This window comes from Enterobacter sp. PL1 (assembly GCF_945957325.1).
Taxonomy (GTDB): domain Bacteria; phylum Pseudomonadota; class Gammaproteobacteria; order Enterobacterales; family Enterobacteriaceae; genus Enterobacter; species Enterobacter roggenkampii.
In genome coordinates, this window is sequence record NZ_CAMFKT010000016.1 from 57,021 (window position 1) to 79,542 (window position 22,522).

General features: G+C 56.5%; 21 protein-coding genes and 3 tRNA genes. 14 read left to right on the forward strand and 10 right to left on the reverse strand.

What is annotated here, in order from left to right; translation table 11 throughout:
- Window positions 1–70: 70 nt before the first annotated feature.
- On the forward strand, window positions 71–1,324 hold the full coding sequence (gene amiC, locus N6P30_RS15455) for an N-acetylmuramoyl-L-alanine amidase AmiC (RefSeq protein WP_021242006.1): 1,254 nt from the start codon (window positions 71–73) through the stop codon (window positions 1,322–1,324).
- A gap of 87 nt (window positions 1,325–1,411) precedes the next feature.
- Here the strand turns inward: amiC and N6P30_RS15460 are convergent.
- The 3 genes from N6P30_RS15460 to N6P30_RS15470 all read right to left on the reverse strand — a co-directional run bounded on the left by N6P30_RS15460 (window position 1,412) and on the right by N6P30_RS15470 (window position 1,730).
- Window positions 1,412–1,488: transfer RNA gene (locus N6P30_RS15460), tRNA-Met, on the reverse strand.
- Window positions 1,489–1,532: 44 nt separating this feature from the next.
- Window positions 1,533–1,609: transfer RNA gene (locus tag N6P30_RS15465), tRNA-Met, on the reverse strand.
- 44 nt (window positions 1,610–1,653) lie between these two features.
- A tRNA-Met gene (locus N6P30_RS15470) sits at window positions 1,654–1,730 on the reverse strand.
- 208 nt (window positions 1,731–1,938) lie between these two features.
- Here N6P30_RS15470 and mltA point away from each other — a divergent pair.
- Together mltA and tcdA are read left to right on the forward strand one after the other, a co-directional pair.
- Complete coding sequence (gene mltA, locus N6P30_RS15475; RefSeq protein WP_021241890.1) at window positions 1,939–3,036, forward strand: murein transglycosylase A; 1,098 nt, start codon at window positions 1,939–1,941, stop codon at window positions 3,034–3,036.
- Between the two features lie 75 nt (window positions 3,037–3,111).
- Window positions 3,112–3,918: a tRNA cyclic N6-threonylcarbamoyladenosine(37) synthase TcdA gene (tcdA, locus tag N6P30_RS15480; protein WP_008499651.1), complete on the forward strand. Its 807-nt coding sequence runs from the start codon at window positions 3,112–3,114 to the stop codon at window positions 3,916–3,918.
- Here the strand turns inward: tcdA and csdE are convergent.
- Window positions 3,909–4,355, reverse strand: a complete 447-nt coding sequence (csdE, locus tag N6P30_RS15485; RefSeq protein WP_023294465.1) for a cysteine desulfurase sulfur acceptor subunit CsdE — start codon at window positions 4,353–4,355, stop codon at window positions 3,909–3,911. The two genes, tcdA and csdE, sit on opposite strands and share 10 nt — an antisense overlap.
- Complete coding sequence (gene csdA, locus N6P30_RS15490; RefSeq protein WP_023294464.1) at window positions 4,355–5,560, reverse strand: cysteine desulfurase CsdA; 1,206 nt, start codon at window positions 5,558–5,560, stop codon at window positions 4,355–4,357. Before csdA ends, csdE begins: the two co-directional genes overlap by 1 nt.
- A 192-nt stretch (window positions 5,561–5,752) precedes the next feature.
- Here csdA and N6P30_RS15495 point away from each other — a divergent pair, with 192 nt between their 5' ends.
- The 4 genes from N6P30_RS15495 (at window position 5,753) to rlmM (ending at window position 8,775) form a co-directional block, all read left to right on the forward strand.
- Entirely contained in the window at window positions 5,753–5,980 is a 228-nt protein-coding gene (locus N6P30_RS15495) for a YgdI/YgdR family lipoprotein (protein WP_008499648.1), read from the forward strand.
- Between the two features lie 349 nt (window positions 5,981–6,329).
- Entirely contained in the window at window positions 6,330–7,247 is a 918-nt protein-coding gene (gene gcvA / locus N6P30_RS15500; protein ID WP_008499647.1) for a glycine cleavage system transcriptional regulator GcvA, read from the forward strand.
- A gap of 39 nt (window positions 7,248–7,286) precedes the next feature.
- On the forward strand, window positions 7,287–7,682 hold the full coding sequence (locus tag N6P30_RS15505) for a DUF423 domain-containing protein (protein WP_008499646.1): 396 nt from the start codon (window positions 7,287–7,289) through the stop codon (window positions 7,680–7,682).
- On the forward strand, window positions 7,675–8,775 hold the full coding sequence (gene rlmM / locus N6P30_RS15510; protein WP_021241891.1) for a 23S rRNA (cytidine(2498)-2'-O)-methyltransferase RlmM: 1,101 nt from the start codon (window positions 7,675–7,677) through the stop codon (window positions 8,773–8,775). Before N6P30_RS15505 ends, rlmM begins: the two co-directional genes overlap by 8 nt.
- A gap of 63 nt (window positions 8,776–8,838) precedes the next feature.
- Here the strand turns inward: rlmM and xni are convergent, their stop codons facing one another.
- From xni to queF, 5 genes are all read right to left on the reverse strand, one after another.
- Complete coding sequence (gene xni, locus N6P30_RS15515) at window positions 8,839–9,594, reverse strand: flap endonuclease Xni (RefSeq protein ID WP_021241892.1); 756 nt, start codon at window positions 9,592–9,594, stop codon at window positions 8,839–8,841.
- 112 nt (window positions 9,595–9,706) lie between these two features.
- Window positions 9,707–11,074, reverse strand: a complete 1,368-nt coding sequence (gene sdaB / locus N6P30_RS15520; RefSeq protein WP_023294463.1) for an L-serine ammonia-lyase II — start codon at window positions 11,072–11,074, stop codon at window positions 9,707–9,709.
- A gap of 65 nt (window positions 11,075–11,139) precedes the next feature.
- Window positions 11,140–12,435, reverse strand: a complete 1,296-nt coding sequence (locus N6P30_RS15525) for an HAAAP family serine/threonine permease (protein WP_008499642.1) — start codon at window positions 12,433–12,435, stop codon at window positions 11,140–11,142.
- Between the two features lie 515 nt (window positions 12,436–12,950).
- Window positions 12,951–14,315, reverse strand: a complete 1,365-nt coding sequence (ppnN, locus tag N6P30_RS15530) for a nucleotide 5'-monophosphate nucleosidase PpnN (RefSeq protein ID WP_008499641.1) — start codon at window positions 14,313–14,315, stop codon at window positions 12,951–12,953.
- Between the two features lie 116 nt (window positions 14,316–14,431).
- Entirely contained in the window at window positions 14,432–15,274 is an 843-nt protein-coding gene (gene queF / locus N6P30_RS15535; RefSeq protein WP_023294462.1) for an NADPH-dependent 7-cyano-7-deazaguanine reductase QueF, read from the reverse strand.
- A 69-nt stretch (window positions 15,275–15,343) separates the two neighbouring features.
- Between queF and syd the strand changes: the two genes are divergently transcribed.
- From syd to gudD, 7 genes are all read left to right on the forward strand, one after another.
- On the forward strand, window positions 15,344–15,889 hold the full coding sequence (gene syd / locus N6P30_RS15540; RefSeq protein WP_008499639.1) for a SecY-interacting protein: 546 nt from the start codon (window positions 15,344–15,346) through the stop codon (window positions 15,887–15,889).
- A gap of 632 nt (window positions 15,890–16,521) precedes the next feature.
- Window positions 16,522–16,851, forward strand: a complete 330-nt coding sequence (locus N6P30_RS15545; protein WP_023294461.1) for a YqcC family protein — start codon at window positions 16,522–16,524, stop codon at window positions 16,849–16,851.
- Entirely contained in the window at window positions 16,848–17,624 is a 777-nt protein-coding gene (gene truC, locus N6P30_RS15550; RefSeq protein ID WP_023294460.1) for a tRNA pseudouridine(65) synthase TruC, read from the forward strand. The genes N6P30_RS15545 and truC overlap by 4 nt, the downstream gene beginning before the upstream one ends.
- A gap of 24 nt (window positions 17,625–17,648) precedes the next feature.
- Window positions 17,649–18,098 (forward strand): flavodoxin, encoded by a 450-nt coding sequence (locus N6P30_RS15555; protein WP_023294459.1) that lies wholly within the window; start codon window positions 17,649–17,651, stop codon window positions 18,096–18,098.
- 334 nt (window positions 18,099–18,432) lie between these two features.
- On the forward strand, window positions 18,433–19,788 hold the full coding sequence (gene gudP, locus N6P30_RS15560; protein ID WP_008499635.1) for a galactarate/glucarate/glycerate transporter GudP: 1,356 nt from the start codon (window positions 18,433–18,435) through the stop codon (window positions 19,786–19,788).
- Complete coding sequence (locus N6P30_RS15565) at window positions 19,788–21,128, forward strand: enolase C-terminal domain-like protein (RefSeq protein ID WP_023294458.1); 1,341 nt, start codon at window positions 19,788–19,790, stop codon at window positions 21,126–21,128. Before gudP ends, N6P30_RS15565 begins: the two co-directional genes overlap by 1 nt.
- Before the next feature lie 15 nt (window positions 21,129–21,143).
- A complete protein-coding gene (gene gudD / locus N6P30_RS15570; protein ID WP_023294457.1) occupies window positions 21,144–22,481 on the forward strand; it encodes a glucarate dehydratase in 1,338 nt (445 codons plus the stop codon).
- Window positions 22,482–22,522: the final 41 nt, after the last annotated feature.

A 22,522-nucleotide genomic window follows, 5' to 3' on the forward strand; every position in this document is an offset into this window, starting at 1 on the left:
GTCATTCGTTAAAGTTTTCGGTCAATCTGGACATTTTGTATATCAGTCAGTGTTCTTGCTCGGGAGAAGCATGTCGGGATCCAATTCAGCAATAAGCCGCCGCCGTTTGTTAAAAGGGGCCGGGGCAATGTGGTTGCTTAGCGTCAGTCAGGTCGGTCTTGCCGCCACCAGTCAGGTCGTGGCGGTGCGCGTCTGGCCATCGTCGACCTATACGCGCGTGACGGTCGAATCCAATCGCGTGCTGAAATATAAGCAATTTGCCCTCAGCAACCCGGAACGTGTGGTGGTGGATCTCGAAGGCGTTAACCTCAACTCCGTGCTGAAAGGGATGGCGGCGCAGATCCGCGGCGACGATCCGTTTATTAAATCGGCGCGCGTCGGGCAGTTCGATCCGCAAACCGTGCGCATGGTGTTTGAACTGAAGCAGAACGTGAAGCCGCAGCTGTTTGCCCTGGCGCCTGTCGCGACGTTCAAAGAGCGCCTGGTGATGGATCTCTATCCGGCCAATGCGACGGATATTCAGGATCCACTTCTTGCCCTGCTGGAAGATTACAACAAAGGCGATCTGCAGCGTCAGGTTCCGCCGGCGCAAAGCGGTCCGCAGCCGGGGAAAGCAGGGCGCGATCGTCCGATTGTGATCATGCTCGATCCAGGCCACGGCGGCGAAGACTCCGGTGCGGTGGGGAAATACCGCACGCGTGAAAAAGACGTGGTTCTGCAAATTGCCCGTCGTCTGAAGGCGTTGATTGATAAAGAAGGCAACATGCGCGCCTATATGACGCGTAATGAAGACGTCTTTATTCCGCTGAAGGTCAGGGTGGCGAAAGCGCAGAAGCAGCGCGCAGATTTGTTCGTCTCGATCCATGCGGATGCGTTTACCAGCCGCCAGCCAAGCGGCTCGTCGGTGTTTGCGCTCTCAACCAAAGGCGCGACCAGTACCGCAGCAAGATATCTTGCGGATACCCAGAACGCCTCGGACCTGATCGGTGGCGTGAGCAAAAGCGGCGATCGCTACGTTGACCACACCATGTTCGATATGGTGCAGTCACTGACCATTAACGACAGCCTGAAGTTTGGTAAAGCGGTGCTGGGCAAGCTGGGCAACATCAATAAGCTGCACAAGAACAGCGTTGAACAGGCCGGATTTGCGGTACTCAAGGCGCCGGATATCCCGTCCATCCTGGTTGAAACCGCGTTTATCAGTAACGTGGAAGAGGAGCGTAAGCTCAAGACGGCAAAATTCCAGCAGGAAGTGGCGGAGTCGATTCTGGCAGGGATTCGTGCGTATTTCTCTGACGGGGCGACGCTGGCGCGGCGCGGGTAGATCTTTTGGCCGGGTTTATGCCCGGCAAATTCACAAACGACAGATACAAAAAAACACCCTTAAGGGTGTTTATTGTTTTAGAAGTGTTGGTTGCGGGGGCCGGATTTGAACCGACGACCTTCGGGTTATGAGCCCGACGAGCTACCAGGCTGCTCCACCCCGCGTCCGTCTTTCTACTCTCGCAGAAACTTACTTCTTCAAATTTGATTGGTTGCGGGGGCCGGATTTGAACCGACGACCTTCGGGTTATGAGCCCGACGAGCTACCAGGCTGCTCCACCCCGCGTCCGTCTTTCTACAGTCGTAGAAGATACTTCATCAAATTTTAATTGGTTGCGGGGGCCGGATTTGAACCGACGACCTTCGGGTTATGAGCCCGACGAGCTACCAGGCTGCTCCACCCCGCGTCCGTGGATGCGCACTATACTCGGATAGACTTGTGATGCAACCCCTTTTTCACATTTATCATGATTTTGTATGCAAATTGAACGACATGGCGCTGTTTGGACTATTTTTTGCGCTAAATTTGCCAAAGGGCATGCGATCGCATTTCATTAGCCCTGGCGGTTTGTTATCTTCATCACGCGGAAATGGGCAACTTAAAGACGAGACAGAATGAAAGGACGTTGGGCGAAGTATCTGATGGCGGGCGCAATGGTAGCGATTCTTGCGGCCTGTTCTTCCAAACCGACCGATCGCGGTCAACAGTATAAAGACGGGAAGTTATCCCAGCCTTTCTCTTTAGTTAATCAGCCTGATGCGGTCGGCGCACCGATCAATGCCGGTGATTTCTCCGAGCAGGTCTACCAGATCCGCAACGCGTCACCGCGTCTGTACAGCGCACAGAACAACGTTTATAGCGCGGTGCAGGACTGGCTGCGCGCGGGCGGCGATACGCGCAACATGCGCCAGTTTGGTATCGACGCCTGGCAGATGGAAGGGGCCGATAACTACGGCAACGTTCAGTTTACCGGCTACTACACCCCGGTTATCCAGGCGCGACACACGCGTCAGGGCGAGTTCCAGTACCCTATCTACCGTATGCCGCCAAAACGCGGCCGTCTGCCGTCGCGCGCCGAGATCTACGCCGGTGCGCTGAGCGAAAACTACGTTCTTGCTTACAGCAACTCCCTGATGGACAACTTCATCATGGACGTTCAGGGCAGCGGCTATATTGATTTTGGCGACGGCTCGCCGCTTAACTTCTTCAGCTATTCCGGTAAAAACGGCCACGCCTATCGCAGTATTGGCAAGGTGCTGATCGACCGCGGCGAAGTGAAGAAAGAAGACATGTCGATGCAGGCGATCCGCGAGTGGGGCGAAAAGCACAGCGAAGCCGAGGTGCGTGAGCTGCTGGAGCAGAACCCGTCGTTTGTCTTCTTTAAACCGCAAAACTTCGCGCCGGTGAAAGGGGCGAGTGCGGTACCGCTGATTGGCCGTGCGTCGGTGGCATCGGATCGTTCGATTATTCCTGCGGGCACCACGCTGCTGGCTGAGGTCCCGCTGCTGGACAACAACGGCAAGTTCAACGGCCAGTATGAGCTGCGTCTGATGGTGGCGCTGGACGTTGGCGGCGCGATCAAAGGCCAGCACTTCGATATCTATCAGGGCATTGGCCCGGATGCAGGCCACCGCGCAGGCTGGTATAACCACTACGGACGCGTGTGGGTGCTTAAGGCGGCACCGGGTGCCGGAAACGTATTCAGCGGCTGATTGTGGTATTCTGAGCGCAATACGGATTACTGTTCAGGGTGAGGAGAACCTCACCCTTTTTACATCTGAGGTGTTATGTCTGTGGTAATCAGCGATGCCTGGCGCCAGCGTTTTGGCGGCACGGCACGTCTCTATGGTGAAAAAGCCCTGCAGCTGTTTGCGGATGCGCACGTCTGCGTCGTGGGCATTGGTGGTGTGGGGTCGTGGGCCGCAGAAGCGCTGGCGAGAACCGGTATTGGCGCAATCACGCTGATTGATATGGATGACGTGTGCGTCACCAACACCAACCGTCAAATCCACGCCCTGCGTGATAGCGTCGGCCTGGCAAAATCTGAGGTCATGGCGGAACGTATCCGCCTGATTAACCCGGAATGTCGGGTCACGGTGATTGATGATTTTGTGACGGCTGATAACGTCGCTGAATACATGAGCAAAGGCTACAGCTATGTGATTGACGCCATCGACAGCGTGCGTCCAAAAGCGGCGCTGATCGCCTACTGTCGTCGTTACAAGGTTCCCCTGGTGACGACCGGCGGCGCGGGCGGGCAAATCGATCCTACGCAGATCCAGGTGGCCGATCTGGCGAAAACCATTCAGGATCCTCTTGCCGCCAAGCTGCGTGAACGCCTGAAAAGCGACTTTAACGTCGTGAAGAACAGCAAGGGCAAGCTGGGCGTAGACTGCGTGTTCTCGACCGAAGCGCTGGTCTACCCGCAGGCCGATGGCTCCGTGTGTGCGATGAAAAGCACGGCGGAAGGGCCAAAGAGAATGGATTGCGCCTCAGGCTTTGGCGCGGCCACCATGGTGACCGCTTCCTTCGGCTTTGTGGCGGTGTCTCACGCCCTGAAGAAGATGATGGCGAAGGCGGAACGTCAGGCCTGAGCCTGACGTGCGGCGTCCAGTACCGCGTCGTTGAGCGCGATCAACCCCTGACCGCGCGAGGCGCTGAGCTGCGCGCGCAGCCCCAGCTCATCAAATAACGCCAGCGGCGAATGCGCCAGCAGTTCCGCCGCGCTTTTCCCTTCCACTGCCGTCAACAATACGGCCAACAGGCCCCGGACGATGCGGCCTTCGCTGTCGCCGAAGAAGTGCAGCTTCTCACCGGAAACGCTCACGCCCAGCCAGACGCGATTTTCACAGCCTGCAATCTCTTTCGCCTGCGCCTTGAGATCGTCAGAGAGGGTCGGTAACTGCTTACCGAGAAGAATCAGCTGGCGATATTTTTCTTCCCACTGTGAAAGCGGGGCAAAGGTCTGTTTTAACGTCTCTTCAGTGATGACGGTGCCAAACGGATGTCCGGCTAAAGCAGCGTGAGTCATTAATCCACCAGTATTTCAAGCGCGCGGTCAACGGCGGAAACCAGCGCGTCAACATCGCTTTGTGTGTTATAGGGCGCGAACGAGGCGCGCAGCGTGCCGCTCACGCCGAGCGCCGCCAGCAGCGGCTGCGCGCAGTGCTGCCCGGCGCGCAGGGCGATGCCATACCCGGCCAGCAGCGTCACCATGTCGCTGTGATGCACGCCCACAAAATCAAAGGCGAGCAGGCTTGAATCCTGAACGCGGAACGAGCGGAAACCCGGGCGCTTTTTCAGTTCTTCCTCTGCCAGCGTCGCCAGCCCCCGGCTCCAGCTTTCAGCCTGAACACTGTCTGTTTCTGCCAGCCACTCCAGCGCCGCGCTTAGGCCAATCACGCCGGCCACGTTCGGCGTACCGGCTTCAAGGCGATAGGGGACATCCTGCGTTTTGAAGCCCTCGAACGACACTTCAGCGATCATCTTGCCGCCCCCGAGCCAGGGCGTCATTTTTGCCAGAAGTTCCGGCTTGCCGTACAACACCCCAATACCGGTTGGCCCGTAGAGCTTATGTCCTGAGAAGGCATAGAAGTCGATATCCAGCGCCTGCACGTCGGCGGGGAAATGCACCACGCCCTGCGCACCGTCGACCATCACCACCATCCCGTTGGCATGCGCGATGCGAATCGCCTGAGCCAGGTCCGGGCAACCACCGGTAACGTTAGACATCTGTCCAAGCGCCAGAATGCGGCTACGGGGGGTAATCAACTCGGGGAGACGGGCCACATCGGGCAGAAGGTCTGCGCCCAGCGGAAGCTTCACCACGCGTGCACCCGTTTGTTCGGCCACCATCAGCCACGGCACCAGGTTGGCGTGATGTTCCGCCTCGCTGACGACGATCTCATCGCCCGGCTGAAGCAGCGGGCGCGCGTAGCACTGGGCCACCATATTGATGGCCTCGGTGGTGCCGCGCGTCCAGACGATATTTTTCCCGCTTTCGGAATTGATCAGGTGCGCCACGCGATCGCGTGCGGCTTCGTAGCGCGCGGTTAATCGCTGCGCCTCGGCAAACTGGCTGCGATGCACGTTCCCGGCGCTCAGGCTGTAAAACTGCTGCGTGGCGTCAATGACCGCCTGTGGCTTAAGGGCGGTGGCGGCACTGTCCAGATAAATACCAGCATCGGCCAGCGCCGGAAACTGTGCGCGGAACTGCGCAGGACTGAAAGCGTTCATGGGATTCCTCATTTCAATATCACGATCGTCGCGCAATTTCCGCGGCAGGGCAAGGAGGTTGATATCTATCAGAATTGTCTGCTTATCCTCATGACCCCAAAAAAGCAGGTTATGCTAAATAGTGTTAGGCGGATGTTTTAGCCTGTTATAAATCGAGGTTTGAATAGCATTAATTGCTAAAGGAGAATAATCATGAATAAGACAGCTGCAATCATCTCTGCCTGTGCGTTTACTTTTGCCCTGAGCGCCTGTTCCGGTAACAACTACGTGATGCACACCAACGATGGTCGTTCCATCGTTTCGGAAGGGAAACCGACAACCGATAACGATACCGGGATGATTTCGTACAAAGATGCTAACGGGAACAAGCAGCAGATCAACCGCACGGACGTGAAAGAGATGAAAGAGATCGAGCATTAACCGATCGCAGGCGAAAAAAAAGCACCGCAAGTTGGCGGTGCTACATTAATCACTATGGACAGACAGGGTAAATGTACAGGAAGTGAAAAATTGGTAGCGTTGCTACCGTGGTCTGAATCGCAGACCAATTGCAAACACAACAACACAACATCACAACCGTAAGCCAAAAGCCCTTCAGAACACGCATTCCGAAAAAAGCTCTTCGTTCCGGCTCAGGAAGTGCCGCCACTATAGGTATTTGCTGGTAGTTCCTCAACGGACAAATTATAATGGCTCAGATAAAAAAAACTAATAGGTTAAACGTTGTTTCCTATTTGTTAAATTCCTTTAACATCTAAGCCATATAACCATGTCAAAGCGATTGCCCCCCCTCAACGCATTACGTGTTTTTGATGCAGCAGCACGTCACCTGAGCTTCACCCGCGCAGCCGATGAGCTTTTTGTGACACAGGCCGCAGTAAGTCACCAAATCAAGTCTCTGGAGGATTTTCTGGGCCTTAAGCTGTTTCGTCGACGCAACCGCTCGTTGCTGTTGACCGAAGAGGGGCAGAGCTATTTTCAGGATATTAAAGAGATTTTTTCGCAGCTTACTGAAGCCACGCGTAAGCTACAGGCCCGCAGTGCAAAAGGTGCTCTGACTGTTAGTTTATTGCCCAGTTTTGCCATTCAGTGGCTGGTGCCAAGACTCTCAAGCTTTAACTCAGCTTATCCGGGGATAGACGTTCGAATCCAGGCCGTGGATCGTCAGGAAGACAAGCTGGCCGATGACGTGGATGTCGCGATTTTTTATGGGCGCGGTAACTGGCCGGGCTTGCGTGTTGAGAAATTATACGCAGAATATCTCCTGCCGGTCTGTTCCCCTCTGCTATTAACGGGCGACAAAGCGCTGAAGTCTCCCGCTGACCTGGCGCAGCATACGCTTTTGCATGATGCCTCTCGACGCGACTGGCAAACTTATACCCGTCAATTAGGTCTTACACATATAAACGTGCAGCAGGGACCCATCTTTAGCCACAGTGCGATGGTGTTACAGGCTGCCATTCACGGGCAGGGCGTGGCGTTGGCGAACAACGTCATGGCGCAGTCCGAAATAGAGGCAGGTCGCCTGGTCTGCCCTTTTAATGATGTACTGGTCAGCAAGAATGCGTTTTATCTGGTTTGTCATGACAGTCAGGCAGAACTGGGTAAAATAGCCGCCTTCCGGCAGTGGATACTGGCGAAAGCGGCAAGCGAGCAAGAAAAATTCCGCTTCAGGTATGAACAATAACGTTTGTGTGCCGGGCACGCATCAATTCAGGACTTAAACATGACCAGTCGATTCATGCTGATTTTTGCCGCGGTGAGTGGCTTTATTTTTGTTGCACTGGGCGCCTTTGGCGCACATGTCTTAAGCAAGTCGTTGGGCGCTGTAGAGATGGGCTGGATCCAGACCGGCCTTGAATATCAGGCGTTCCATACGCTGGCAATCTTTGGGCTGGCGGTGGCGATGCAGCGCCGTATCAGCATCTGGTTTTACTGGAGCAGCGTCTTTCTGGCGCTGGGTACGGTGCTTTTCAGCGGCAGCCTTTACTGTCTGGCACTTTCGCATTTACGCCTGTGGGCGTTTGTTACACCTGTCGGTGGCGTCAGCTTCCTGGCGGGTTGGGTATTAATGTTTATCGGAGCTATCCGTCTGAAACGCAAGGGCGTTGTTCATGAATAAGGTTGTTTTATATTGTCGCCCGGGGTTTGAGAAAGAGTGCGCCGCGGAAATTACCGATAAAGCGGCGAAGCGCGAAATCTTCGGCTTCGCCCGCGTAAAAGAAAACGCGGGCTATGTGGTATTCGAATGCTATCAGCCTGAAGATGCGGATAAGCTGGCGCGCGAGCTGCCGTTCAGCTCGCTGATTTTTGCGCGCCAGATGTTTGTCGCGGGTGAGCTGCTCAAAGACCTTCCCCCGGAAGACCGCATCACGCCAATCGTTGGCATGCTGCAGGGCGTGGTGGAGAAGGGCGGCGATCTGCGCGTTGAAGTGGCGGATACCAACGAAAGTAAAGAGCTGATGAAGTTCTGCCGTAAGTTCACCGTTCCGCTGCGCGCGGCGCTGCGTGATGCGGGCGTGCTGACGAACTACGAAACGCCGAAGCGTCCGGTGGTGCATATCTTCTTTATTGCACCGGGCTGCTGCTATACGGGCTACTCGTACACTACCAACAACTCTCCTTTCTTTATGGGCATCCCGCGTTTGCGCTTCCCGGCCGATGCGCCAAGCCGTTCTACGCTGAAGCTGGAAGAGGCGTTCCACGTCTTTATCCCGGCGGATGAGTGGGATGAGCGTCTGGCAAACGGCATGTACGCTGTCGATCTCGGCGCGTGCCCGGGCGGCTGGACCTATCAGCTGGTGAAACGCAACATGTGGGTATCGTCCGTTGATAACGGCCCAATGGCGCAAAGCCTGATGGACACCGGACAGGTCACCTGGCTGCGTGAAGACGGTTTCCGCTATCGCCCGAACCGCAACAACATCTCATGGATGGTGTGCGACATGGTTGAGAAACCGGCGAAAGTGGCCGCGCTGATGGCCTCCTGGCTGGTTAACGGCTGGTGTCGCGAGACCATTTTCAACCTCAAGCTGCCGATGAAAAAGCGCTATGAGGAGGTGTCGCAGAACCTGGCCTACATTCAGGAGCAACTGGACGAACACGGGATTAACGTGGAGATCCAGGCGCGTCAGCTGTATCACGACCGCGAAGAGGTGACGGTGCATATTCGTCGCTGGTGGGCGGCCGTAGGCGGGCGTCGCGACGAGCGATAGCACGTACTTTGTTTTGCCCGGCGGCGCTGCGCTTACCGGGCCTACAAAAACCCTGTAGTCGTTTTAACGTTCTAAGCGCAACTGCTGTAAATTCCCGTCCAGCTGTAAATCCGTCTGTAGCGTTGCGATTTCCCGGCAGATAAACGCCATCTCTTTATGCGCCTCCAGCTTCTTGCGCCATTTTTCGGGCACCTCGTCCAGACGGGCGTAAATGCCCTCCAGACTCTGAAAATCGGTTAGCAACTGCGCGGCGCTCTTCGGCCCAATACCGGCCACGCCCGGAACTTTAGAGCTGCTGATGCCTGCCAGACCCCAGTAATCCGGCAATTGCTCAGGCGATACGCCAAACTCGCTGGCAATGAACGGCGCGTCCAGCCAGCGTTTTTGAAAATAGTCGCGAATGCGAATAGTCGGGGAGAGCAGCTGGCAGTAGCCTTTGTCCGTTGAAACGATCGTGGCCTGATGCCCGGCACTCGCCACCTTTACGGCCAGGGTGGCCGCGAGATCGTCGGCTTCATTTCCCTGTGCGCCCCAGCAGGGGACGCCCCGCTGTTCAAATGCGGCGCGCAGCATGGGTAATTCGGCGTGAAGATCGTCCGGCATCGGTGCGCGTCCGGCTTTGTAGTCGGGCAGACGCTGGTGCCGCCAGCCCGTGTTGCGGGCTTCGTCATCAAAAACCGCGACCGCATGGGTGGGTTCACTGTGGCGGATAAGCTGTTCCAGCGCGTGCAGGCAGGTGTCTTTACAAGGCGTCCCCTGTACCGCATGGATACGGCGAATCAGGTTAAGTGCATCGACGATAAGTAAATGAACGGCCACAGATAATCTCCCTTCTATCTAATGCGTGAAGGGTAACACTGTCAGCAGCGTGAAACTATGAATGGTGGGGAAAACAGGAAGAAGCCTCGCAAAACGAGGCTTCCTGAGAGGCTTAATCGCAGGTTACGATCTTCATCGCCAGGCCACCGCGAGAGGTTTCGCGGTATTTGGCGTTCATATCTTTACCGGTTTCGTACATGGTCTCGATAACCTTATCGAGGCAGACGCGCGGTTCGCTGGTGCGGCGCAGCGCCATACGCGCCGCGTTCACCGCCTTCACGGAGGCAATCGCGTTACGCTCGATGCACGGAACCTGTACCTGTCCGGCAACCGGATCGCAGGTCAGCCCCAGGTTGTGTTCCATGCCGATTTCCGCAGCGATGCACACCTGCGCCGGGCTTGCGCCCAACAGCTCCGCCAGACCTGCCGCCGCCATGGAGCACGCCACGCCGACTTCACCCTGACAGCCCACTTCCGCACCGGAAATGGAGGCGTTCATCTTATACAGCGAACCAATCGCACTGGCCACCAGCAGGTAGCGCGCCAGCGAGTTCGCATTCACTTCACGGATAAACTTGTCGTAGTACGCCAGTACCGCCGGAACGATGCCGCAGGCACCGTTGGTCGGCGCGGTGACCACACGGCCCCCTGCGGCGTTTTCTTCGTTTACCGCCAGGGCGAACATGTTGATCCAGTCCACCACGGCCATCGGGTCCGTAGTCGTTTTGTCGGTGCTTACAAGCATACGGCGCAGCGCTGCCGCACGACGCGGTACGCGAAGCTTGCCCGGCAGAACGCCTTCGGTGGTGATCCCGCGCTCAATACCGCCGCGCATCACTTCCCAGACGTTAGCGAAGTGCTGTTCCAGCTCCTCTTTGCTGTGCAGCGCCAGCTCGTTTTTCATCATCAGACCGGAGAGGGAAAGTCCCGTCTCCTGGCAGTGGCGCTGGAGGTCTGCCGCCGTTTTGTACGGATACGGCACCTCGACAGAAGAGGTACTGGTTTGACCAAAGTGGTCTTCGTCGACGATAAAACCGCCGCCGATAGAGTAGTAAGTCTGGCTGTATACCGCTTTGTCGCCGGCCAGCGCGGTAATGCGCATGCCGTTTTCGTGTAGCGACAGGTTGTCCGCATGGAAATTCATGCAGTGGTCAACCGGGAATTCAACCTCATGCTCGCCGTTCGCCAGCAGCAGGCGCCCGTGGGTGTTCACGTCCTGGATAAAGCCAGGGATCGCATCAATATCAACGGTGTCCGGCAGGTTTCCCGCCAGGCCCATGATAATGGCGATATCGGTGTGGTGGCCTTTCCCGGTCAGGGAAAGTGAGCCGTATACATCGACAACCACGCGGGTGATGTCGTGCAGGATGCCGCGTGCAATCAAGTCATCCGTGAACTGCTTACCGGCTTTCATCGGTCCGACGGTGTGAGAGCTGGAAGGACCAATACCGATTTTGAAGATATCGAATACGCTAATCATGATGCGTCCATTGCTTTCAGTCAGAGAGGAGGGAGTGCGCCGTCCGGGGACGGCGCGGGTGAGAATCAGAACATGGTGTACAGGGAGTAGAAGATCGCAGAGATAGCGATAAGCCCCATGATAACCACAAAGACGTTGCTGACATGACCGCTGTACTTACGCATAGCCGGGACTTTCTGAATCGCGTACATCGGCATCAGGAACAGAATCATCGCGATGACCGGGCCGCCCAGGGTTTCAATCATGCCCAGGATGCTTGGGTTCAGCGTCGCTACCGCCCAGGTGGTGAGCAGCATGAACAGTGCAGTGATTTTGTTCAGCTTGTTGATTTCAATGCTCTTGCCTTTACCGCGCAGAGATTTGATCACCATACCGTTGAAGCCTTCACGTGCGCCGAGGTAGTGGCCCAGGAAGGATTTGGTGATGGCGATCATCGCGATGATCGGTGCCATCCACGCAATCAGCGGTGCGTTAAAGTGGTTCGCCAGGTAAGACAGAATTGAGATGTTCTGCTCTTTCGCTGCCGCCAGGTCCGCCGGGGAGAGGCTCAGTACGCAGCTGAAGACGAAGAACATAACGGTCAGCACCATCATGATGTGAGCGCGTGCCAGGATGCTGGAGCACTTCTTCTCTGCGCCATTACCGTACTCTTCACGTTTCGCCACGGCGAAAGAGGAGATGATTGGGGAGTGGTTGAAGGAGAAGACCATTACCGGGATCGCCAGCCACAGGGTCATCAGCAAGCCGTTACCGGTCGCAGACGCGCTGCTCAGGGACAGGGTTTCCAGCGCTGCGCCGTTCCACTGTGGGATCAGGTAGCAGGCCAGCAGCATCAGTGCGGCTACAAACGGGAACACCAGTACGCTCATCGCTTTCACAATCATCTGCTCACCGAAGCGCACGATGGTCATCATGCCGACAATCAGGATCAGAGACAGGATGGCACGCGGTGGCGGCGTCATGTGCAGCTGGTGCAGCATGAAGCTTTCAACGGTGTTGGTGATCGCCACGCTGTAGACCAGCAGGATAGGGTAAATCGCGAAGAAGTAGAGCAGGGTAATCAGTTTACCTGCGCCCACGCCGAAATGCTCTTCAACCACTTCAGTGATGTCTTCGCCCGGGTTTTTACCGGACAGCACGAAGCGGGTCAGACCGCGGTGTGCAAAGAAGGTCATCGGGAAAGCAATGATAGCCATAATGATCAGCGGAATCAGACCGCCGACGCCTGCGTTGATAGGAAGGAACAGTACACCAGCGCCGATTGCCGTGCCGTAAAGGCCAAGCATCCACATGGTATCCGTTTTGCGCCAACCACTTCGGGATTCAATCGAAGCAACGGTGCTGGTTTGAGTGGTTTCCATCTGTATCTCCTGGAGGAAGCAAATTGTCAGGTTTTTAGTCAAATCCGATGAAAAAGTGCCTGACGGTAATATGAAATTCGTTCAGTGACGGTTTTTTAATAATTTTCGCCCGTAACTATTGGCGGGCGGAAAGATACATTCTCGTTATGAATCTATCAGTGATCGCGATCCCAAATGCAATAATCCACTTATGATATGGGCATCTTTAGACCATTTATCTGTTAAAAAAACATCAAAGAGAATTTACGCGCGCGAAGGCTACCACCAACGACATGTGCGCTGAAAGACTGGCCCTTGATATAGGTGTCTTTCGCTGTAAAGAAATGGGTTTTTAGTATTTTCTGGCAGGTAATTTGGATTAAGGCTGATAATTTACGGTTGAAAAAAACAGGTAATCGTTTGCGTTTGTGGCGATTTTGTAAAAGATATAAGTGATGCCTATGAATTATATCAGGAATAAAAAAAGCCGGAACGCGCGACAGGGCGACCCGGCTTTGATGAGATGCCGCTAAGCGTTATGTGCAGATTTCGTAGCAAGGAATATAGGCGGAGCCCGGCAGCTTCATGCGGTGCTGGGCGACAAAGCCCTGCAGCATGTCATCCATGCGGCGCATCATCTCCGGATCGCCGTGGATCTTGTACGGACCGTACTGCTCAATGGCGCGGATACCGACCTCTTTGACGTTGCCCGCCACAATCCCGGAGAAGGCGCGACGCAGATCGGCGGCCAGGACTTCCACCGGCTGGTCCGGGTAGAGTTTCAGGTTCGCCATGTTCTCGTGTGAAGGCTCGAACGGGATCTGCAGGTCCGGCGCAATGCGGATTGACCAGTTAAAGCTGTAGGCATCACCGGTATCGCGGCGGTTCTCCTTCACCAGCGGCATCGCTTTTTTCATCTGGCGCGCCACTTCCGCAGCATCGTCGATGATGATGCGATAGTGACGACGCGCGGCTTCACCCAGCGTGTGTACGATAAACTCGTCCAGCACGCGGAAGTAGTCGGCGCTCTCTTTTGGTCCGGTCAGGATCAGCGGCAGAACCTGATCTTTGTTGGCCGGGTTCATCAGAATACCCAGCAGATAGAGCAGCTCTTCCGCTGTCCCCACGCCGCCCGGGAAGATGATGATGCCGTGGGCGATACGAACAAACGCCTCAAGACGTTTTTCGATATCCGGCATGATAATCAGCTCGTTAACCAGCGGGTTAGGTGGCTCAGCGGCGATGATGGACGGCTCGGTCATGCCGATAAACCGTCCCTCTTTGTAGCGCTGCTGCGCGTGACCCACTGCGGCACCTTTCATTGGCGCTTCCATCGCACCCGGACCACATCCGGTACAGATATTCAGCTCGCGCAGGCCAAGCTGGGTGCCCACCCGACGCGCATAAAGGTATTCGGTTTCGTTAATGGAGTGACCGCCCCAGCAGACGACCATGTTCGGCGCTTCACCCACGTGCAGGGCACGGGCGTTGCGCAAAATAGAGAACACCAGGTTGGTGATATGGACCGAGCTTTCCAGGTCGAGATGCTGGAAACGGCCTGCGTTGTGGATCTGCCCGTTAACAAACAGGATGTCACGCAGCACGGCAAACAGGTTAGCCTGAAGTGAACGGATGATGCGTCCGTCGACGAATGCCTCTTCCGGCGGGTTGATGACTTCAAGCTTCACGCCGCGCTCGCGGCGCAGCACGTTGATATCAAAGCTTTCGAAGCGGGACAGCAGTTCTTTACTGTTGTCTGTCAGGCTTCCGGAGTTCAGAACGGCAAGTGAACAGTTACGAAACAGTTGATAAAGATCGCTGCTGGCCGTGCGTTTAAGCATGTCCACTTCCAGCTGCGACAACATATCCATTGAGCCAAGCGGGCTAATATGTGTAATCAAGTGAGCTCCTTACGGGACGATTATCGTCTTTCCCTGTTGATTACAATAGCCCTGCCGCGTGACGTTTCACAACCTAAAGCGCGGAAGATACCGCGCATATTGTGAAAATATTTATATTACTGACGCACCAGCCGGCCCGTCGCCGGGACAAAATCGGTATTGGTGCGCCACGGGTTAATGTCCAGACCGCCGCGGCGGGTGTAGCGCGCGTAAACGCTCAATTTTTCCGGCTGGCAGAAGCGTTGGATATCGCTAAAGATGCGCTCCACGCACTGCTCGTGGAATTCATTGTGATGGCGGAACGACACCAGGTAGCGCAGCAGCTTTTCCCGGTCGATTTTTGGCCCGCGATACTGGATCTGCACCGAGCCCCAGTCCGGCTGGTGGGTAATCAGGCAGTTGGATTTCAGCAGATGGCTCACCAGCGTCTCTTCAACCACCTTGCCGCTCGCTGCGTTTTCGAGGTAATCGGCGCTGAATTCATAATTCTCCACCTCGATATCCTGATCGTCGATGCAGGTCCCGTTGAAGTGGGCGACTGGCTGGCCTTCCAGCTCGTGCAGGCGATACAGTGAAACGCTCACCTTTCCCTGCGCGCAGGCGCTTAAATCACGTTCCAGGGTGCGCTGAACGTCGTCCCAGCTGTTGAACTTTGTCTGGTTAAAACTGTTGAGATAGAGCTTAAAGCTTTTGGACTCGACGAGATTCACGCTGGCATAGTCCAGCTCAACGTGTCCCACCGCCACCTGCGGCAGGCCGCGCGCGTTGAGCCACGAGAGTTCGTACAGCGTCCAGATATCGCCACCCACGAACGGCAGCGCGTCCGCGTGCAGTCCCAGAGGGTCGCGGTTCAGGCTACGCGGCACGCCCTGCAGCAGGCTTGCATCGTAGGTATCGCGGTAATCGGTCGATTTACCCAGCGTTAAGCCGGTTAACGCCTGATGATTTTCGTAAGACATGTTTCATAGCCACTTTACAGGTACACTTATGGCCTGAGTTTATCCTGTCTGACAAGAAGAGAGAAATCGGTGGACATCGAAACTGCAAATGCCCTCACTACCTTCACGACCCGCTACTGCGACGCATGGCATGAAAAGCAGGGCACGTGGCCGCAAAGTGCTGATTTATATGGCGTCCCTTCGCCGTGCATTATCTCTTCGCTTGAGGATTACGTGATCTGGCAGCCGAAGCCGAATAACGGCGAGCAGAATGTAAATGCGGTTGAACGGGCAATGGACATTGTGGTACAACCAGCGGTTCATGCGTTTTATGCCACGCAGTTTGCAGGGGATATGCCCGCGCGCTTTGCGGACATGACGCTGACGCTGTTGCAGACCTGGAGCGAAGACGATCTGCAGCGTGTTCAGGAAAACCTGATTGGTCATCTGGTCACGCAAAAACGCCTTAAGCTTTCTCCGACGCTCTTTATCGCCACGCTGGACAGCGAACTGGACGTTATCTCCGTCTGTAACCTGTCAGGCGAAGTGATTAAAGAGACTATCGGTACCCGCAATCGCGAGACTCTCGCCCCTTCTCTTGCGGATTTCCTCACCCGACTTGAGCCCCTTCTGTAATCCATGCTGCTACAGCGCGTGTGAGAGATCTCTTACAAGGTTTGTGAGAGATCGCTGGAACATTCAGTATTACCTCATTAAATTCAGATTAATATCACTCTATTTTTCAACGAATTAGTTGTTCCTCCTATTATTATTAGGGAGTCCCCGCGTCTTACAACGCTGGCTGAGTGGGTTGTAAGACGAAGCGGAATAGCGGATTCTATCTCCGTCGACAGGAAGCCGACACGAGAAACGAACATCAGGATGATGGCGTTTCTCACACAGGACTCGTCAGGATGGCGCAGCAGGAAGGCTTCTGGATGAAGCGAAGTGGATAACGCAGGATGCGTAAGGGACACCTCCAGGAAGGAGAACGAGAGCCGGTCAGGATGGTCGGTGGGTCAGGAAGGCCAGGACGTTTCAGGATGAAACAAACACGTCAGGAAGATGTGTGCAGGATGCGAAAGGTAGACGGATGACCAGGCCTTCGGGCTTCAGGAAAAGTTGTCACGGATGAGCAGGGAGCACGAATTGTAGCTGGAATGCTGCGGAACGAACCGGGAGCACTGTTTTTACAGTGCTCCCTTTTTTTATTTCTGCCTTTCGCAATGCTATGCTGCGCGCCGTTCACATTTTCAGTTGAGGTTACTATGACGCAACACGATAGCGTTCGTGCTCAGTTGCACGCCATCGAAGCCCTTTTGCGCCAACATCAGCTGTGGCAGGAGACCGCGCCGCAGCCAGAAGCGTTCGCCAGCACCCAGCCTTTCTGCCTGGATACGCTGGCGCCTTTCGAGTGGCTGCAGTGGGTGTTAATTCCGCGCATGCACGCCCTGCTTGAGGGGGGGCACCCCTTGCCGCAGGCGTTTGCTGTCTCTCCCTATTATGAAATGGCGCTCGACGCGACCCACCCTGCGCGCGACGTCATGCTGGTCGAACTGGAAAAGCTGGATGCCCTGTTTGCCGGTGAAGATGCATGACGCTTGAGATCCTCTATCAGGACGAGTGGCTGGTGGCGGTGAATAAACCGTCAGGCTGGCTGGTGCACCGCAGCTGGCTGGATCGCGACGAGAAAGTGGTGGTGATGCAGACCGTTCGTGACCAGATTGGTCAGCATGTGTTTACCGCCCATCGCCTCGACAGGCCGACCTCCGGCGTGCTGCTGATGGGGCTTTCCAGCGAAGCTGGCCGTCTGCTGGCCCAGCAGTTCGAACAGCACCAGATCCAGAAGCGCTACCACGCGATCGTGCGTGGCTGGCTGACCGAGTCCGCCACCCTGGATTATCCGCTGGTGGAGGAGCTGGACAAAATCGGCGATAAATTTGCCCGGGATGACAAAGGCCCGCAGCCGGCCGTGACGGATTATCGCGGCATGGCAACCACGGAAATGCCGGTGGCCACCAGCAAATTTCCGACCACACGCTACAGCCTGGTCGAGCTTCTGCCGAAAACCGGGCGCAAGCACCAGCTGCGACGCCATCTGGCGCATCTGCGCCACCCGATTATTGGCGACAGCAAACACGGTGATTTGCGCCAGAACCGCAGCGCGGCCGAACACTTTGGCTGCCATCGTCTGATGTTACACGCAAGCGAGCTCAGCCTGACGCACCCGTTTACCGGCGAGCCGCTGACTATTCGTGCGGGGCTGGACGACGTCTGGATGCAGGCGCTGTCACAGTTTGGCTGGCTCGGACAACTCCCCGAAAATGAAAGGGTTGAGTTTGTATCGGGCAACGTTCAGGATGAAGAGTAAGCGCATTCACTATGGGAAAATAGCATGGCTGAAGTAGGCATTTTTGTCGGCACAATGTACGGCAACTCGTTGCTGGTCGCGGAAGAGGCGGAGGCGATTCTGGCAAGCCAGGGCCATAAAGCCACGGTCTATGAAGATCCGGAGCTGGCAGACTGGGAAAAGTATAAAGACAAATACATTCTGGTGGTGACCTCAACCACCGGGCAGGGCGATCTGCCGGACAGCATCGTGCCGCTGTTCCAGGGCATTAAAGACCAGCTTGGCTATCAGCCAGATGTTCACTACGGCATCATCGCCCTCGGCGATAGCTCTTACGCAAACTTCTGCGGCGGCGGCAAGCAGTTCGATGCGCTGTTGCAGGAGCAGAGCGCCCAGCGCGTCGGCGAGATGCTGCTGATTGATGCGGGCGAGCACCCGGAGCCAGAAAGCGAATCAAACCCGTGGGTGGAGAACTGGGCCTCACTTCTCAAATAACACTCTGCCCGGCGGCGCTTCGCTTGCGCGGGCCTACGGGTTTTCCAGGCCGGGTCAGGCGTAGCCGCCACCCGGCATTACACTCCGCACCAAACGCCATTTCCGTGAACCACCTTCCACTCCTCTGGGCTTATGCCCTAAACAACCTCCCTCACGCCCTTTAATACTGTGTTTTTGCACGGTGAGGTGAAGAGGCACTCCTTCATATACTTTTCCGGTCACGATAAAACGGCTTCAGGCCGTACCAAAACGACAAAAACCAATCTCATTCTGCTTACCCTACCGGTGCTGTACAGAATGAACCAGGCGAAAGCTATGTTTCAGGAGTGCAACAATGAGTTCATTAAGCCACGCAGCGAGCAGCGCTGAAAAGCGCACCAATGCCCGCTACTGGATAGTGGTGATGCTGTTTATCGTCACGTCCTTTAACTATGGTGACCGCGCCACGCTGTCGATTGCCGGCTCGGAAATGGCAAAAGATATCGGCCTTGATCCCGTGGGCATGGGTTACGTTTTCTCCGCCTTCTCGTGGGCCTACGTCATCGGGCAAATTCCTGGCGGCTGGCTGCTCGACCGCTTTGGCTCGAAACGGGTCTACTTCTGGTCCATCTTCATCTGGTCTGCCTTTACTCTGCTGCAGGGCTTCGTCGATATCTTCAGCGGCTTCGGCATTATCGTGGCGCTCTTCACGCTGCGCTTCCTGGTGGGCTTAGCGGAAGCGCCTTCCTTCCCGGGCAACAGCCGCATTGTGGCGGCCTGGTTCCCGGCGCAGGAGAGGGGAACGGCGGTGGCGATTTTCAACTCCGCACAGTACTTCGCGACGGTGATCTTTGCGCCCATTATGGGCTGGCTAACCCATGAGGTGGGCTGGTCGCACGTGTTCTTCTTTATGGGCGGACTCGGGATCGTCATCAGCTTTATCTGGCTCAAAGTGATCCACGAACCCAACCTGCACCCTGGCGTAAACAAAAAAGAGCTGGAGTACATCGCTGAAGGCGGCGCGCTGATCAACATGGATCAGAAATCCTCGACGGCGAAAGTCCCGTTCAGCCAGAAATGGGCGCAGATCAGGCAGCTTGTCGGCTCGCGCATGATGATCGGGATCTATCTGGGCCAGTACTGTATCAACGCCTTGACCTACTTTTTCATCACCTGGTTCCCGGTGTACCTCGTGCAGGCACGCGGCATGTCGATTCTGAAAGCGGGGTTTGTTGCCTCGGTCCCGGCCATCTGTGGCTTCGTGGGGGGCGTGCTCGGCGGGGTGATTTCCGACTGGCTGATGCGCCGCACGGGTTCACTGAACATCGCGCGTAAAACGCCCATCGTGCTCGGCATGCTGCTCTCCATGACCATGGTGTTCTGTAACTACGTCAATGCCGAGTGGATGATTATCGGCTTTATGGCGATGGCCTTCTTCGGCAAAGGCATTGGCGCGCTGGGCTGGGCGGTAATGGCGGATACGGCCCCGAAAGAGATCAGCGGCCTGAGCGGCGGTCTGTTCAACATGTTCGGCAACATCTCCGGGATTGTGACGCCCATCGCTATCGGCTACATCGTCGGTACCACCGGCTCTTTCAACGGTGCGCTAATCTACGTGGGTGTGCATGCGCTGGTGGCGGTCCTGAGTTACCTGGTGCTGGTGGGGGATATCAAACGCGTCGAACTTAAACCTGTTGCGGAGCGTGGCTGATGACAACGCAATCGAGCCCTATCGTCACCGAGATGAAGGTCATCCCGGTGGCCGGGCAGGACAGCATGCTGCTCAATATTGGCGGCGCGCATAACGCCTGGTTTACCCGTAATATCGTCGTGCTAAAAGACAGCGCAGGGAATACCGGCGTGGGCGAGGCCCCTGGCGGAGAGGTGATTTACCAGACGCTGGTCGATGCCATTCCGCAGGTCGTGGGGCAGGAGATTGCCCGTCTGAACAGGCTGGTTCAGCGGGTGCATAAGGGCAACCAGTCGGCAGACTTTGAGACGTTCGGTAAAGGTGCCTGGACGTTTGAACTGCGCGTCAATGCGGTCGCCGCACTGGAAGCGGCTCTGCTTGATTTACTGGGGAAGGCGCTCAGTGTCCCGGTCTGCGAACTGCTGGGGCCCGGCAAACAGCGCGATGCGGTCACCGTGCTGGGCTATCTGTTCTACATTGGCGATCGCAATAAAACCGATCTCCCCTATCTGGCTCGATCCACGGGCGAACACGACTGGTATCGCCTGCGCCACCAGGAAGCGCTCTCCAGCGACGCGGTGGTGCGGCTGGCCGAGGCGGCGCAGGATCGCTACGGCTTTAAGGATTTCAAGCTGAAGGGCGGCGTGCTGCCCGGCGAGCGGGAGATTGAAACGGCCCGGGCGCTGAAAAAGCGCTTCCCGGATGCGCGGATCACCGTCGATCCCAACGGCGCATGGCTGCTGGATGAAGCCATTAGCCTGTGCAAAGGGCTGGGGGATGTCCTGACCTATGCGGAAGACCCCTGCGGCGCGGAACAGGGCTTCTCGGGCCGCGAAGTGATGGCCGAGTTCCGTCGGGCCACCGGACTGCCGGTGGCGACCAATATGATCGCTACCAACTGGCGCGAAATGGGCCATGCGGTGATGCTCAACGCCGTGGACATACCGCTGGCGGACCCGCACTTCTGGACGCTCTCAGGCGCGGTCCGCGTGGCGCAGCTGTGCGATGACTGGGGACTCACCTGGGGCTGTCATTCTAACAATCACTTTGATATTTCGCTGGCGATGTTTACCCACGTTGGCGCCGCTGCGCCGGGTAACCCGACCGCCATCGACACGCACTGGATTTGGCAGGAAGGCGAAGCCCGCCTGACGAAAAATCCGCTGGAAATCATCAATGGCAAGATTGCCGTACCGGATGCGCCGGGCCTGGGCGTGGAGCTGGACTGGGATCGGATCCATAAAGCCCATGAGGCGTATAAAAAATTGCCGGGCGGCGCGCGAAACGATGCGGGCCCGATGCAGTACCTTATTCCCGGCTGGACATTTGACCGTAAGCGCCCTGTTTTTGGACGTCACTGAAAAAAGGATTACACGATGAGTACTTTTACGACCCCTGTCGTCACTTCCATGCAAATCATTCCGGTTGCGGGCCATGACAGCATGCTGATGAACCTGAGCGGCGCGCACGCGCCGTTCTTCACGCGCAACATTGTCATCATCAAAGACAATGCCGGCCATACCGGCGTGGGTGAAATTCCGGGCGGGGAGAAGATCCGCAACACGCTGGAGGACGCCATTCCGCTGGTGGTGGGCAAAACGCTGGGTGAGTACAAAAACGTCCTCAACACCGTGCGTAACACCTTTGCCGATCGCGATGCCGGGGGCCGGGGTCTGCAGACCTTCGATCTGCGCACCACTATCCACGTGGTGACCGGCATTGAAGCCGCGATGCTGGATCTGCTGGGCCAGCATCTGGGCGTTAACGTTGCGTCGCTGCTGGGCGAGGGGCAGCAGCGTAGCGAAGTGGAAATGCTGGGCTATCTGTTCTTTGTCGGCGACCGCAAGCTGACGCCACTGCCGTATCAGAGCCAGCCGGATGAACAATGCGACTGGTACCGGCTTCGCCACGACGAGGCAATGACCCCGGATGCGGTGGTGCGCCTGGCGGAAGCGGCATACGAAAAATATGGCTTCAACGATTTCAAACTGAAGGGCGGCGTGCTGGCCGGGGAAGAAGAGGCGGAAGCCGTCACCGCGCTGGCAAAACGTTTCCCGCAGGCGCGCGTGACGCTCGATCCCAACGGGGCCTGGTCTCTCAATGAAGCGATTGCTATCGGCAAGCAGCTGAAAGGCGTGCTGGCCTACGCGGAGGACCCGTGCGGGGCTGAGCAAGGCTTCTCTGGCCGTGAAGTGATGGCGGAATTCCGTCGCGCTACGGGGCTGCCGACCGCGACCAATATGATTGCGACCGACTGGCGTCAGATGGGACACACCTTATCCCTCCAGTCAGTCGATATTCCGCTGGCCGACCCGCACTTCTGGACGATGCAGGGGTCGGTTCGCGTGGCGCAGATGTGCCATGAGTTTGGCCTGACCTGGGGTTCGCACTCCAACAACCACTTCGATATCTCGCTGGCGATGTTCACGCATGTCGCCGCCGCTGCGCCGGGCACGATCACTGCTATCGACACCCACTGGATCTGGCAGGAAGGTAATCAGCGTCTCACTAAGCAGCCGTTTGAGATCAAAGGTGGCATGGTGCAGGTGCCTTCCACGCCGGGGCTGGGGGTTGAGCTGGATATGGATCAGGTCATGAAGGCCCATGAGCTGTATCAGAAACACGGTCTGGGCGCGCGCGACGATGCGATGGCGATGCAGTATCTCATCCCTGACTGGACATTCGACAATAAACGCCCGTGCATGGTACGATAAACGCATTGGGACCGCTCCCATGAGCGGTCTTTTACGTGGTG

Coding starts and splice junctions, on each gene's coding strand:
- amiC (WP_021242006.1), top strand. CDS start 71: ATGTCGGGATCCAATTCAGCAATAAGCCGCCGCCGTTTGTTAAAAGGG.
- mltA (WP_021241890.1), top strand. CDS start 1,939: ATGAAAGGACGTTGGGCGAAGTATCTGATGGCGGGCGCAATGGTAGCG.
- tcdA (WP_008499651.1), top strand. CDS start 3,112: ATGTCTGTGGTAATCAGCGATGCCTGGCGCCAGCGTTTTGGCGGCACG.
- csdE (WP_023294465.1), bottom strand. CDS start 4,355: ATGACTCACGCTGCTTTAGCCGGACATCCGTTTGGCACCGTCATCACT.
- csdA (WP_023294464.1), bottom strand. CDS start 5,560: ATGAACGCTTTCAGTCCTGCGCAGTTCCGCGCACAGTTTCCGGCGCTG.
- N6P30_RS15495 (WP_008499648.1), top strand. CDS start 5,753: ATGAATAAGACAGCTGCAATCATCTCTGCCTGTGCGTTTACTTTTGCC.
- gcvA (WP_008499647.1), top strand. CDS start 6,330: ATGTCAAAGCGATTGCCCCCCCTCAACGCATTACGTGTTTTTGATGCA.
- N6P30_RS15505 (WP_008499646.1), top strand. CDS start 7,287: ATGACCAGTCGATTCATGCTGATTTTTGCCGCGGTGAGTGGCTTTATT.
- rlmM (WP_021241891.1), top strand. CDS start 7,675: ATGAATAAGGTTGTTTTATATTGTCGCCCGGGGTTTGAGAAAGAGTGC.
- sdaB (WP_023294463.1), bottom strand. CDS start 11,074: ATGATTAGCGTATTCGATATCTTCAAAATCGGTATTGGTCCTTCCAGC.
- N6P30_RS15525 (WP_008499642.1), bottom strand. CDS start 12,435: ATGGAAACCACTCAAACCAGCACCGTTGCTTCGATTGAATCCCGAAGT.
- queF (WP_023294462.1), bottom strand. CDS start 15,274: ATGTCTTACGAAAATCATCAGGCGTTAACCGGCTTAACGCTGGGTAAA.
- N6P30_RS15545 (WP_023294461.1), top strand. CDS start 16,522: ATGACGCAACACGATAGCGTTCGTGCTCAGTTGCACGCCATCGAAGCC.
- truC (WP_023294460.1), top strand. CDS start 16,848: ATGACGCTTGAGATCCTCTATCAGGACGAGTGGCTGGTGGCGGTGAAT.
- N6P30_RS15555 (WP_023294459.1), top strand. CDS start 17,649: ATGGCTGAAGTAGGCATTTTTGTCGGCACAATGTACGGCAACTCGTTG.
- gudP (WP_008499635.1), top strand. CDS start 18,433: ATGAGTTCATTAAGCCACGCAGCGAGCAGCGCTGAAAAGCGCACCAAT.
- N6P30_RS15565 (WP_023294458.1), top strand. CDS start 19,788: ATGACAACGCAATCGAGCCCTATCGTCACCGAGATGAAGGTCATCCCG.
- gudD (WP_023294457.1), top strand. CDS start 21,144: ATGAGTACTTTTACGACCCCTGTCGTCACTTCCATGCAAATCATTCCG.